A 13,325-nucleotide genomic window follows, 5' to 3' on the forward strand; every position below is an offset into this window, starting at 1 on the left:
CATCACCCCGGACGAGATCAGACGCTGAGCGCCCTCTGCTTGAGCCTTGCGCCGCTGTTCACGCGACGCCTTGTCGATAGCCAACAGTGTGCTTCCTTTCGTAAGGAGACCCACCCCTTACACACACCATTTGACACGCCCACACACCCGGCTGCCTGACCTGGTACGACTGCGGTACATCCCCGTCGTCGAACGCGACGCGCCCACTGCCGCTCCGAGCCCGTCGCGAGCTCCTCGACGAGTGCGAAGTTCTGCGCCGAGCTCAGCCCGCGACCGTTAGGCCCAGGTCGGTGCCGACGAGTTCGTCGTCGACCACCTGAACGGCCGACGCGCCGCCCATCGCGAGGCGTTTCCGCATGGACGCTGAGGCCGACCCGGCGCCATCGACAGGATGACCAACTCGGGACCGGATTGCTGTCCGCGTAGGACAGCGCCACCTCGAGGGCCCGCTCCCCGATCTCATCCAGCGCGGTCTCACTTAGTCGTCCGCACTGTGCCAACTACTGTGACGCAACGCCATTCGCAAGGTTCCGCGCGGCTTCAGTCGTCCCTTGAGCCAACTGTGCCGATTCTGTGCCAACTACTGTGACGGCGCACAGTCTCTTGTGCGCCGTCACGGTAGGTGGCTTTTCACCACATTGAAGTTGGCACGCGTCAAATTACTTGGCACAGATTACGCAATCGGCACATGAAACCACTGGACTCGCGCCGACCGGTTCCACAGGAGGGATCCTGTGGTTGACCGGCGGCGCGAGTCGCCTCTTGAGTTGACCGAGTCGCGGCCGGATGCGCCCTCCTCCGCTCCCGCAGGCGAGACTGCTCGTCGGTTCGTTCGCCGCGCAGCGCTGACCCTCGCGCTCGTTTGAGCGAGATCACTCGCTGGACCTCTGGGGCGCGCCGCAGACGCGCACCCCAGGACGAGAAGAGATCCGACGCACAACTCAGCGGGAGGCGAGAGATCCGTGCCGATTGCGGCGACGCCGTGTACTGAGCGCCGGCGCAACCGCGCGCTAATCAAGCAACAGCCAGAACGCCACGACCAGGCCAGGGAACAACGCCTGTCCTATCGCGCTCAGCCACAGGCGCTTCTCGGTCGCCCACAGCCAGATGCCGAGCAGGAACTGCGCCACACAGCAGAAGATCACGATGGCGGTGCCGGCCACAGCCGCGTCGGCGCCGTCGATGAGCCAGAGTCCGAGCAGCATGCCGAGTGCGAACGTGATGTTGTAGGCGCCGATGTTCATCGCCCACATGCGCACCGCCGGGACGTCGTGTGGCTCGATGAGGAAGAGCCGGTAGAACCGGCGGTCGCTGTGGAAGAAGATCTCGAGCACTCCGATGCCGATCAGCGCGAGCGCAGTCAGCCCAGCGATCACCTGACTGATGACATTCATTCTCTGCCTCCGCTTCCGAGGCGCGGTGTTTCAGCGGAAGAGTAGGACTCCGCCCTCCACGCAGACAAGATGCCTACGGTCGCCCGACCAAGGCAGTGCCCGTCATGGCTCCGCACATGATCAGTTCTCCTTCGCAGCCGGTACGACCGCGGCGTCCGCCCGCACCGCCCCCTCATCCGTGATCACCAGCACGCCGGTCGGTTCATGCAGAGCCGCGACCGTCGCCTCCGCGGCACGTTGGATCTCCACTCGCGGTCCTGCGGGCGGCTCATCAACATGGAAAGTGCCCGGGCCGTAGAACTGGCCGTAGCGGAGCACGAGTCCGCCGTACGCGAGGACCGATCTCTCCAGTTCGTCGACGGCGGCCTGGCCCGGCCCCGGTGCCATCGGCCACGCGACGCTCTGTGCGAGCAGTCGCGCAACCGCTGCTTCGCGCGCGGCCGCCACGAGGTTGTGCGTGCCCTCGATCCGGATCCGGGCGTGGCGTTCCCGGAAGTCCGCGATCTTCGCCGGATCGTCCGGCAGGTCGGTGAGCTCGTGGATCACGATGTCCGGAGCAGCGTCGACGACCGCACGTGTGAGCGCCGCGGCGTCGAAGACATCGCACACAACGGGCTGGGCGCCCAGTTCGTTCAGCATTGCCGCCTTGGCCGGCGTGCGGGTCAGGCCTGCGACGGTGTGCCCGTTCTGCCGCAGGAGGGAAATGAGCCGGGTGCCGATCACGCCGCTGGCGCCGGCCAGAAACACGCGCATGCCCCGATCGTAGGTCACGGGCCCGAATCACCCGGCTCGCGCTTGCCCCAGCGGTGGTGTCGTCCGACAGCCCGCTGCTGATCTTCCCGGTCCGGGGAGGCGACTGGCCGTCCGGCGAGATCGACCTGCGCGTGACGCCCTGGTAAGGCGGGAACAGGGGGGCGGTCACCTGAGCGGGGAGCCCGCGAGGAGAAGCGCCCCTACGCGGGAAGGACGCCGGTCTGGGCGAGCCGCCGGAACCAATGCGCCGAGGCCTTCGGCATCCGCTCGAGCGTGTCGAAGTCGACCCGCACGATGCCGAACCGCTTCGCGTAGCCGTAGCCCCACTCGAAGTTGTCGAGCAGCGACCACACGAAGTACCCCCGCAGATCGACGCCCTCCTCGATCGCGCGATGCGCGGCGGTCAGATGCCGGCGCAGGTAGTCCACGCGCAGCGGGTCGCGCACCGAGCCGTCCGGCGCGACCTCGTCGGCGAACGCGGCACCGTTCTCGGTGATCATGAGCGGCTGGTGCGGGAACTGCGCGCTGAGCGAGCGGAGGAGGTCGAGCAGCCCCTCGGGCGCGATGTTCCATCCCATATCGGTGTACGGTCCGGGCTGCTGCACGAACTCGACGACGCGGTCGCTGCCCGGCCATGCGGTCCCGCCCGCCGCGGCCTTGTGGCCGTCGTTCATCTGCTTGGGGGAGACGCCGTCCCACAGGCGCACCGTGGCGGTCGAGTAGTAATTGACGCCCAGCACGTCGATCGGCTGGTTGATCGTGGCGAGGTCGCCGTCATGCACGAAGGACCAGTCGGTGACCGACGACGTGTCGGCGAGGAGGTCCTCGTCGTAGACGCCGCGCAGCATCGGCGAGGTGAACGCGCGGTTCGCGAGCGCATCGATGCGGCGCATCGCCTCGGCTGCCCCGTCGCCCTCGCCGCGCAGGACGTGGAAGTTCAGCGTCACGGAGTACTCCGGCGAGCCGGTCGAGGTGGCCCGCAGCGCCTGCAGCGCCTTGCCGTGGGCGAGGTTCAGATGGTGCACCGCGGCCAGCGCCGCCGCCGGCTCGTGCCGGCCCGGCGCGTGCCCGCCCTGTCCGTACCCGAGGTAGGCCGAGCACCATGGCTCGTTGAGCGTCGTCCACGTGTGGATGCGGTCGCCCAGCGCCGCACCCACGACTCCCGCGTAATCCGCGAAAGCATCGACAGTCGTACGCACCGGCCACCCGCCGGCGTCCTCGAGCGTCTGCGGCAGGTCCCAGTGATAGAGGGTCGCGACGGGACGGATGCCGCGCTCGAGCAGCCCGTCGACGAGCCGCGAGTAGAAGTCGATCCCGGCCTGGTTGACGCCGTCGGACAGCCGCCCGGTCGGGACGATGCGGGGCCAAGCGATCGAGAACCGGTACGCGTGCAGCCCGAGCGACTGCATGAGGTCGAGATCGGACTCCCAGCGGTGATAGTGGTCGCACGCGACGTCGCCGGTGTCGCCGTTCCACACGCGCCCGGGCGTGTGGCTGAAGGTGTCCCAGATGGAAGGCAGGCGGCCGTCTTCCGCCGCGGCGCCCTCGACCTGGTAGGACGCCGTGGCCGACCCGAACGTGAAGTCGGAGGGGAAGACGAGGCCCGCGTCACGGAAGTCGGGCGAGCCCTGCACGATGCCGGAGTGTTCGGAAGTCACGCTGCTCACTCTGTCACCTCCGCGCGGTCCACCTCGAACACCTGGGAGCGTCCGTCAGGTGTCGTGACGCGCACCGACGCCGTGCCGGAGCCGCCGGGGAACACCCGCAGCGCGAGCCCATCGAGATAGTCGTAGTCAGGACGGTCGTCGCGCGCGCCCCACGGCAGGACGGCCCCCGGCCGGACGTACAGCGGAAGCGAGTCGAACCCGTGGGTCTCCGTGCGCCATCCGCCGCCGGTGACCTTCTCGCCGGTGAGCAGATGCGTCCACGTGCCGGCGGGCAGGTAGAAGGACACCTCTCCCGAAGCCGAGAACACCGGAGCGACGAGCAGATCGGGACCGAGCATGTACTGGCGGTCGAGGTGCCCGGTCGCCGGGTCCGCGGGGAACTCCAGCGCCATAGGGCGCATGACCGGCACCCCCGTCTCGGCCGCGACGAGTCCCTGCGCATACAGGTACGGCATGAGGCGCATCTTGAGCTTCGAGAACAGGCGCGTCACCTCGACCGCCTCCTCGTCGAACGCCCACGGCACGCGGTACGAGTCGGAGCCGTGGAAGCGACTGTGCGAGGACAGCATGCCGAATGCCGTCCAGCGCTTGAACACGTCCGCATCCGGCGTACCCTCGAACCCGCCGATGTCGTGGCTCCAATGCGCGAACCCGCTCCATGCGAGCGATAGCCCGCCGCGCAGGGTCTCCGCCATCGATGCGTACGTCGAGGTCGAGTCACCGCCCCAATGCACGGGCATGGACTGGCCGCCGGCCGTCGCAGAGCGCGCGAACAGAACCGCCTCGCCCTCACCGCGCGCCTGGACGAGCACGTCGTGCACGGCCTTGTTGTACAGCTGCGTGTACAGGTTGTGCATGCGCTCGGGGTCGGAGCCGTCGTGCCACACGACGTCCGTCGGGATGCGCTCGCCGAAATCCGTCTTGAACGTGTCGACGCCCTGCTCCACGAGTGCGCGCAGCTTCGACTGATACCACTCGACCGCCGCGGGGTTCGTGAAGTCGACGAGTCCCATGCCCGCCTGCCACAGGTCCCACTGCCACACCGAGCCGTCCGCGCGGCGCACGAGGTACCCGCCCTCGACTCCTTCCGCGAACAGCGGCGAGCGCTGCGCGATGTACGGGTTGATCCATACCGACACCCGCAGCCCGCGCTCGTGCAGGCGCGCGAGCTGGCCCTCCGGGTCGGGGAACACGCGCCGGTCCCACTCGAAGTCGCACCAGTTGAACTCGCGCATCCAGAAGCAGTCGAAATGGAACACGGACAGCGGCAGGTCGCGCTCGGTCATCCCGTCGATGAACGAGTTCACGGTCGCCTCGTCGTAGGACGTCGTGAAGGACGTGCTCAACCACGTGCCGTACGACCAGGCCGGTACCACGGGCGGACGCCCGGTGAGCTGCGTGTAGCGGCCCAGCACGTCGGCGGGAGTCGGGCCCGCGATGACGAAGTACTCGAGGATCTCGCCGGACACCGAGAACTGCACGCGCTCGACGGCCTCCGAGCCCACCTCGAACGACACGTGCCCCGGGTCGTTCACGAGCACGCCGTAGCCGCGCGAGGTCACGTAGAACGGGACGTTCTTGTACGCCTGCTCGCTCGATGTGCCGCCGTCGGCGTTCCAGATCTCGACGCTCTGGCCGTTCTTGACGACCGGGCCGAAGCGCTCGCCGAGACCGTACACGAGCTCGCCGACTCCGAGGTCGAGCTGCTCGCGGACGAAGCGGTCGGCATGCGGGATGCCGGTCTCCATGCGCGCGTTGCCCGCGATGCCGGGATCGACCGCGGCGCCCGGCGAGAGCTTCATGTAGCCGGCCGCGCGCCCCGCGCTGCCGGTGAGGCGCTTCCCGTTCGCCTCGAACGACAGGTCCCACGGCGCGCCCTTCGCGATGCGCGCGGTCAGCGCGCCCGTCGTGAGTGTGCCCGCGGCATCCGTGATCTCCGTCACGCCGACGCCGGTGCGCGCCCCGGGCAGCGCGAAGCCGCTGTGCCGGCTTCCGCCCGTGTGGTGCGCGATGCGCACCCGCACGACACCCTCGAGGGGGGACGAGAGCGTGACCGTCAGGACCGGGCGGTTGAGCACATCTCCGCGTTTCGCGATGACGGTCGTGGGCGCCGTGACGACCAGCCCCGGGCCGTCGGGCGCGGCATCCGTCTCCTCGATGTCGTAGGCCTCCTGCGCATACAGGGCGGTGACGCCCGGACGCAGCTGCCAGAAACCATCTGTGAACTTCATTTACTTGACTGCTCCTGCGGTGATGCCGCGCGTGAGGGTGCGCTGGAAGATGAGGAAGAAGATGAGCGTGGGGATGATGCCCAGAAGCGCCGACGCGCTCGTGGTCGTCACGTCCATGAGGCGGTCGCCCTGCAGGACGCTGATCGCGACCGGCACGGTCTGGTTGGCGTTGGAGGCGAGGAACGTCAGCGGGATGAGGAACTCGTTCCACGTCCAGATGAAGAAGAAGATGAGCAGGACCGAGAGGGTCGGGCGGCTTATCGGGAAGACGACCCGCCACAGGATCTGCCACCGGTTCGCACCGTCCAGCGATGCGGCTTCGAGCACCTCCTTCGGGAAGGTGCCGTACACCGACGAGAGCAGATACGTTCCGAACGCCGCCTGGATGACGGTGAACACGACGATCACCGACCACACGTTGTCGTACAGGCCGATCGACTTGAACATGTAGTAGAGCGGGTACAGGAGCGCCTCCTGCGGCAGGAGGTTCGCCAGCAGGAAGAGCAGCACGATCCACGTGCGTCCGCGCACGCGCCCGATCCCGATCGCGAACGCGTTGAGCATCGAGATGACCACGGCGAGCACCGCGACGACGCCCGAGATGAAGATCGAGTTCCAGACCTTCTGCGGGAAGTTCACGCGCTCCCAGAACTTGACGATGCCCGTGAAGTCGAGCTCCTGCGGAAGGGCGAGGGGCCCGGATGTCGCGTAGTCGACGGGCGACTTGAACGAGTTCACGAGTACGAGGTAGAACGGCGCGATGACCAGGACGGCCCCGACGACGACGAGCGCGAGCAGCAGCCAGTCGACGCCGCGCTTCTTCGTCATTCCGCCGCGGCCTCGGCTCGCACGGGTCTTCGCGGTGGGCGCGAGAACGGTTCCGGCAGCCATCACAGACCCGCCCTTTCCTTGCGCTCGATCGAGTTCTGCACGCGGATGAACACGATCGAGACGATGACGACGACGATCGTGAGCACCGTCGCGATCGTCGCGCCGTAGCCGACGTTTCGCTTCGTGAAGAACTCCTGGTAGGCGTAATACGCCGGAACGAGGGTGGCCCCGGCGGGGCCGCCGCGCGTGATCACATAGACGGGGCCGAAGACCTTCAGTGCCGCGATCGTGCAGGTGAGGGTCACGACGAAGATCTCCGGGCGGATGATGCTCATGGTGATCGCGGAGAACCGCTGGAACCAGTTCGCGCCGTCGAGCTCGGCCGCTTCGTACAGTTCGGGGTCGACTCGCTGGAGCGCGGCCATGAACACGACGACGGGGTATCCGATCTGCACCCACACCATGACCACCATGAGCACGATGAGTGCAGACGGCATCTGTCCGAGCCAGTCGTAGGGCGGGATGCCGAGCCATCCGAGGATCTGATTGAGCGCGCCGTCCTGACCGGGGCGCACGATCCAGCCGATCACGATGCCTGCCACGGCGATCGGGAGGATCTGGGGGAGGTAGTAGGTGGCGCGCAGGAAGCTGCCGACCCTGCCGCCGAACTTGCGGCCGACGACGTCGAACAAGAGAGCTGCGACGACCAGGCCGACGAGCGTGGGGATGACCACCATCGCGAGGATCATCCAGACGGAGTTGCCGAACGACGTCCAGAAGTCCTCGTCGGTGAACAGCTTCTGCCAGTTCTCCAGGCCGATGAACTCCGGAGAGCGCACGCCTCGCCACTTCGTGAAGGTGAGATACACGTTCCACACCAGCGGGACGATGACGATCACCAGCAGCAGCGCGAAGCCGGGCATCAGGTAGAGCCAGTAGGCGCCCGTGCCGCCCTTGCGCTGGGGGATCGACGGCTGCTCGGGAGGCAGCGTGGCGCGCTGCGTGCGCGCCGGCCGGGTGTCAACGGACATGTTCAGCTCCTCGAAGGCGGGCGGGGGCGTCACCCCAGCGGGTGCGCACCCCGCCCGCTTCTGATCAGGAGATCAGCGGAAGTCCGCTGTTCCCTCTTCGTACTGCTTGCCGAGGTTCGCGTTCGTCGTCGCCGCGTCCTGCGAGCCGGTCACGAGGCCCTGCAGCTCCTGGACGATGACGTCGTAGAAGCCCGGCGCGGGCCAGTCGGGGTAGAACGACAGGCCGTCATCGGCGAGGATCCCGTTGAACGTCTCGATGAGCTCCGCGCTCTTCTCGTCGGTGATGTCGGCGGGATCTGCCGCCACCGGCACGCCACCGTTGTTGCCGATGATCGCCTGGATCTCGGGACGCATCGTGATGTCGATGAACTTGTAGGCGAGATCCTTGTTCGCCGCGTTCTCGGGCACGACCCAGAGGTTGCCGGACGATCCGAGCGACAGCTTCGTCTCGCCCGGGAAGGCCTGGAAGGTCCAGTCGAAGCCGGTCGCCTCGTTCACGAACCGGCCGAACCACCACGACCCCGACACGAAGATCGGCGCGGTGCCGTTGATGAAGGACACACCCGCGTCCTCGGCCTTGATCGAGGAGACGTCCTTGGCGATGTAGCCGTTGTCGACGTACTCCTTGAGCGTGTCGGTGGCGTATGTGATCTCCGGGCCCTGCCAGTCGACCGGCCCCTCGTAGAGCTGGTAGGCGTCGACGAACGAGCGGTCGCCCTTCGTCAGTGCGAGCTGGTACCAGAGCTGGCCGAGCGGGTACTCCGCGCCGGCCTCGGCCAGCGGCGTGATGCCCTTCGCGACGAACGCGTCGAGGACGTCCACGAACTCGTCGTACGTGCTCGGGAGCTCCAGGCCCGCCTCTTCGAAGGCGTCGAGGTTGTAGTAGACGCCGACGAACTCGCCGTAGTTGGGGATGCCGTACCAGGTGTCGCCGCCCATGACGCCGTCTTCGGTGTACTTCGCGGTCGTCTGCAGCGACGGGGCGAGCTTGTCGGCCCAGCCGTATTCCTCGACCGCATCCGTGATGTCGCTGATGAGGCCCGTGCTGGCCAGGAACCCGGCGGTGGCGTTGCCCTTGTTGAACTCCATGAGGTCCGGCGCCGCGTCGGTGTCGAGCACCTGGCTGGCCGTCTTCTGGATCTGCTCGAAGGACTTCTCCTCGAACTCCACCTTCGCGCCGGTCTCCTTCTCGAAGACCTCGATGGCCTCGGCCCACGCCTTGCCCATCGCGCTGTCGGCGCCCTCGTAGTGCCACAGCTTGAGCGTCTCTCCGTCGCTGTCGCTGCCGCTTCCGCCCGCGCAGGCGGTCAGGGCCACCGTGGCCACCGCCAGCGAGCCCACGACCGCGAGCGCGCGCTTCGTGGTCTTCCGTGTCATGCGTGCCATCCTCGGCACTCCTTTCTGGTGTCCCTTGCGGGAGGGGATTCCGGGTCGAAGCGCTTCGACCGACATCGGACGAATCGAAGCGCTTCGAGTTGAGAGAAGGCTGTCTTCAGTTGTGCAGGAGGGGACTACGAGATCGGCGTCTCGGTCCGCGCACCCGGCGCGGCGATCGAGCGGCGATCGACGTAGGTCGGGGGGATCAGGTGGAGGCCGGGCTCCAGGTGGTCACCGCTCACGCTGCGGACCGCCAGCTCGACGGCGAGGCCGCACGACGCGTCGGGGATGAGCGGGATCGTGTCGACGGGGACCGACAGCGTTGCGGTGTCGAAGGACGCCGCCACCGAGATGATCGACACGTCCTCGGGGATGCGCAGCCCGCGCGCTTCGATCTCGGCGAACGCCGCTGTGTGCGCGTCGTCGGCCGCGTGGATGAGCAGCGCCGTCGCACCCTCGTCGAGGAGCTCACCGGTCGCCTTGCGCGTTCGCCCACGGCTGGAGTGCGTATGGCCCGATGTGCGCCACGAGAGTCGGATGCCGCGCTCGCCCGCGCGTCGTTCGGCGGCCGTGCGCAGGCGCGGCGGGAAGTTCGACTTCTCGTACGCCACATCGGGCTGGCCGATGAGGCCGATTCGCACGTGGCCGGCGTCGGCGAGACGATCGACGGCGAGTGCGGCGGCAGCCTCGAAGTCGAGGTCGACGCACACGAGTCCCTCGTGGTCGTTCGGCACGCCGATGAAGACCGTCGGCGTCGCGATCGCGCGCGAGAGGGCGACCCGCTCGTCTTCGGGAGCCACATCGAGCACGAGGATCGCGTCGACGAGACCGCTCGCGGCGACCCGGCCCATCCCCGCCGACGCCTCTTCGTCGGTCAGCAGGAGGATGTCGTAGTCGTGCCGCCGGGCGGCGATGGCCGTGGCGAGGACGAACGACATGTGCGTCGGCGCGTGAGTGTCCTTGCGCAGCGGCTCGGTGAGCGCGAAGATCTGCGTGCGCGAGCCGGCGAGCATGCGCGCGCCGGCATTCGGCCGGTATCCCAGTTCGCGCACCGCCTTCTCGATGCGGCGGCGCGTGTCAGGGGCCACGGGCCGCTTGCCGCTGAGCGCGTACGAGACGGTGCTGATCGAGACGCCGGCGGCCTTGGCTACTTCGTCGATCTTCGCCATCGGGACTCCGTCGTCATCGGATCGTGCTGCGCGAGCAGCGGCCGTTCGTGGTATCGAAGCGCTTCGCGGAAGCGCTTCGATAAGCGATCGTAAGTGCTGGCCGCGGGGGATGCAACCCATGCGCCCGACGGAGTGTCGCCGGCCGGCCGGGCGCGCCCGATGGCCTCGCGGGCCGGAGTGGATGGTTAGCATGAAGCGTCATGCCCGAGCGCCCCACCTCCAGTCCCGTGCTCGCGCTCCTCACGGTCTCCAGCGTGTGGGAGGCGCGTCTGTCGGCGGTGCTCAAAGACCTGGGGCTCAGCACCCGCAAGTACGGGCTCCTCGCACACATCCACGCGTCACCCGGGATCTCGTTCTCGGAGCTCGCGCGCCTCTCGCACATCACCGTGCAGACGGCTCATACAGCCGTGCGTGCTCTGCAGGATGAGGGATTGGTGCAGGATGCCACGGCACATGCCGGTGCCGCATCCGACCTTCGGGCGACGGCTCGCGGCGAAGCGGCACTCGCGGATGCCGAATCTCGCCTCGCACGCCTGGACAGGCAGTTCGAGATGGAGGCTCCGCGGCTGGCAGAGGTGCTGGAAAATGCACACGAAGAGCTGTCGCCGCACGCTGCGGACGGGAGCGCGGAATCCTTCAGTTAGGCTGAAGGAATGTTCCGCACGCCGCTCCGCCTGTTCCGGACCCTGGCGATCCTCGAAGCCGTCTCGTGGACGCTCCTCATCGTCGGCCTGCTGCTCCGGGCGTTCGCCGATCTGCCGATCGCGGCCACGATCGGCGGCGGCATCCACGGATTCGTGTTCCTCTCGTACGGTGCGACCGCGGTCCTCGTCGCGATGAACAACAGGTGGCGCCCCTGGCCCGCAGCGGTGGCCATCGTGAGCGCGATCATCCCGTACGCGACGATTCCCACCGAGATCTGGCTGCAGCGCACGGGCCGTCTCGTAGGGGAGTGGCGCCTCGAAGAGACCGCCGACCCGCGAGACGCTCGCTGGCATGACCGATGGCTGCGGTGGTTCCTGCGCCGGCCATGGGTGCTGGCGGTCCTCATCGCCCTCGCCGTCATCGCCCTCTACGTCGCGCTGCTGATCATCGGCCCTCCGGGCGGCCGACACTGACGAACGGTAGGCGCCGGGTCTAGACGACCGCGTTCCTTCTCACGGCCTCTCTGAACCAATCGGCGCTGAGCTTGGGCGTGCGCTCGAGGGTTTCGAAGTCGACGTAGATGAGTCCGAAGCGGTTGCCGAAGCCGTCCATCCACTCGAGATTGTCCTGCGCGGACCAGTGGAAGTAGCCGTGTACGGGAATGCCTTCCGAGGTCGCCCGTTGCAGCTGCGTGAGGTACGCGCGCAGGAACATCACACGGTCGGAGTCGTAGACGCGCCCGTCCGCGGTGAGGACGTCGGAGGCGGCGCATCCGTTCTCTGTGATGTAGATGGATTGCGCGCCCCAGATGGACTGCATGTGATGCGGTGCCCAATACAGGACTTCGGGGTCGAACACGTGCCAGCTCGACAGCATCTTCGGATGCGACGCGTTGATGGGGACGTCGCGGTAGCCGGGCGCTTCGTCGGCGGGTTCGATGTACCAGCCGGGCCTGTAGACGTTGATGTCGACGAAGTCCAGGGGTGAGGCGATGATGGCGAGCTCGTCATCGGTGAAGGTCGGGGTCGTGCCGCCCGCCGATGCGAGGTAGTCGTCGGTGTAGCGGCCCTCCATCATGACGGTCATGAATCCGGCGTTGCGCTCGCGGGTGGCGGCTTCGGCGGCCCGCACGTGCTCGGGTGTGTCGAGGACCGGAACCGCGACGCGGATGTTCTCGGCGAAGCCGACCTTCGTGCCTTCCGGACCTTGCGCGCGGATCGCCTGGACCGCGAGCCCGTGGCCGAGAACGGCATGATGGCGCACCTGCTTGAGCTCGGCATCCGAAACGGATACGGCCGGTGCGGCGCCGAGGTGGATCGTCTTGCCGCCGCCGACCTGCACATCGACGCCCTGGTAGCCGGCTTCGACGAATGAGGCGAATTCGTTGATGGTGAAGTAGTGCCTCACGCGGTCGCCGAGCTGCTCGGCGACGAAGCCGGCGTAGTCGGCGAACGCCTTGGCGGTCTCCTTGCTGCGCCAGCCGCCGTGCGCGTCCTCCAGCGTCTGGGGGAGATCCCAGTGGTAGAGGGTCGCGAACGGCTCGATCCCGGCGGCGAGAAGCTCGTCGACGAGCCGGTTGTAGAAGTCCATGCCGCGCTGGTTGGGCGTGCCGGTGCCTTCGGGGAAGATCCGTGGCCACGCGATCGAGAAGCGGTATCCGTTCGCGCCCAGGTCCTTCATGAGGGCGACGTCCTCGGCGTACCGGTGATAGTGGTCGTTCGCGACGTCGCCGGTGTCGTCGTTCTTCACGTTCCCGGGGGTGTGCGAGAACGTGTCCCAGATCGAGACGCCTTCGCCGTCCTCGTTCCACGCCCCCTCGATCTGATAAGCGGATGTCGCGACACCCCACGTGAACCCGTCCGGGAATTTCCGATCGGCACTCATGTCAACCTCCGTTGCCCGTGGTCTGCGGATGGGCGGAAGGTCGCGAGTCGGCTTGCCGAAGCGAGTCGGCTGCTCGACCAATTCCTCAGCATGGCCCTGACACTCGGCTTCGGCAAGGCCCAGCTCCGCACGGTCGGGGCCGACGACGAGGGCGAGGCGCTCCCGCGTGGCCGGCCGGGGCTCCGCGTGCCTCGCGGTGCCGCGGTGGGCGGGCTCAGGCCTTGTGCGTTGATCCGGTCTAGCTGTACTGCCCAGGGAGGTTGTTTGATCTGGCTTCCCTGATGTGACGAGAACCTCCCGGCAGAGTGGAGCTGCTACCGCATCCGCTCTGAACCAGGAGGTT

The 13,325-nt window shown here is 67.7% G+C and carries 11 protein-coding genes; 2 read left to right on the forward strand and 9 right to left on the reverse strand.

Annotated elements, in window-relative coordinates; translation table 11 throughout:
- Positions 1–1,010: 1,010 nt before the first annotated feature.
- From VNR19_RS11185 to VNR19_RS11220, 8 genes are all read right to left on the reverse strand, one after another.
- Entirely contained in the window at positions 1,011–1,394 is a 384-nt protein-coding gene (locus VNR19_RS11185) for a DUF1304 family protein (protein WP_325726764.1), read from the reverse strand.
- A gap of 120 nt (positions 1,395–1,514) precedes the next feature.
- Positions 1,515–2,147: an NAD-dependent epimerase/dehydratase family protein gene (locus tag VNR19_RS11190; RefSeq protein WP_325726766.1), complete on the reverse strand. Its 633-nt coding sequence runs from the start codon at positions 2,145–2,147 to the stop codon at positions 1,515–1,517.
- 200 nt (positions 2,148–2,347) lie between these two features.
- Positions 2,348–3,814 (reverse strand): GH1 family beta-glucosidase, encoded by a 1,467-nt coding sequence (locus VNR19_RS11195; protein WP_414684151.1) that lies wholly within the window; start codon positions 3,812–3,814, stop codon positions 2,348–2,350.
- Positions 3,811–6,045 (reverse strand): alpha-xylosidase, encoded by a 2,235-nt coding sequence (gene yicI, locus VNR19_RS11200; RefSeq protein WP_325726768.1) that lies wholly within the window; start codon positions 6,043–6,045, stop codon positions 3,811–3,813. Before yicI ends, VNR19_RS11195 begins: the two co-directional genes overlap by 4 nt.
- Positions 6,046–6,873: a carbohydrate ABC transporter permease gene (locus VNR19_RS11205; protein WP_325034310.1), complete on the reverse strand. Its 828-nt coding sequence runs from the start codon at positions 6,871–6,873 to the stop codon at positions 6,046–6,048.
- 62 nt (positions 6,874–6,935) lie between these two features.
- The gene (locus tag VNR19_RS11210; RefSeq protein WP_325034309.1) at positions 6,936–7,907 is read right to left on the reverse strand and encodes a carbohydrate ABC transporter permease; all 972 of its coding nucleotides are present in this window, start codon (positions 7,905–7,907) and stop codon (positions 6,936–6,938) included.
- A 72-nt stretch (positions 7,908–7,979) separates the two neighbouring features.
- Positions 7,980–9,293 (reverse strand): ABC transporter substrate-binding protein, encoded by a 1,314-nt coding sequence (locus VNR19_RS11215; RefSeq protein WP_414684152.1) that lies wholly within the window; start codon positions 9,291–9,293, stop codon positions 7,980–7,982.
- A gap of 125 nt (positions 9,294–9,418) precedes the next feature.
- Positions 9,419–10,453, reverse strand: coding sequence for a LacI family DNA-binding transcriptional regulator (locus tag VNR19_RS11220; protein WP_325726772.1), 1,035 nt, complete (start codon positions 10,451–10,453; stop codon positions 9,419–9,421).
- Between the two features lie 200 nt (positions 10,454–10,653).
- On the opposite strand from VNR19_RS11220, the gene VNR19_RS11225 reads away from it, so the two are divergent.
- Entirely contained in the window at positions 10,654–11,097 is a 444-nt protein-coding gene (locus VNR19_RS11225; protein WP_325034306.1) for a MarR family winged helix-turn-helix transcriptional regulator, read from the forward strand.
- Between the two features lie 9 nt (positions 11,098–11,106).
- Positions 11,107–11,571, forward strand: coding sequence for a DUF3817 domain-containing protein (locus VNR19_RS11230; protein ID WP_325034305.1), 465 nt, complete (start codon positions 11,107–11,109; stop codon positions 11,569–11,571).
- Between the two features lie 19 nt (positions 11,572–11,590).
- Here VNR19_RS11230 and VNR19_RS11235 read toward each other — a convergent pair whose 3' ends face one another.
- The gene (locus VNR19_RS11235) at positions 11,591–12,982 is read right to left on the reverse strand and encodes a GH1 family beta-glucosidase (protein WP_325726774.1); all 1,392 of its coding nucleotides are present in this window, start codon (positions 12,980–12,982) and stop codon (positions 11,591–11,593) included.
- Positions 12,983–13,325 lie beyond the last annotated feature (343 nt).

This window comes from Microbacterium sp., assembly GCF_035556355.1.
Classification (GTDB): Bacteria; Actinomycetota; Actinomycetes; order Actinomycetales; family Microbacteriaceae; genus Microbacterium.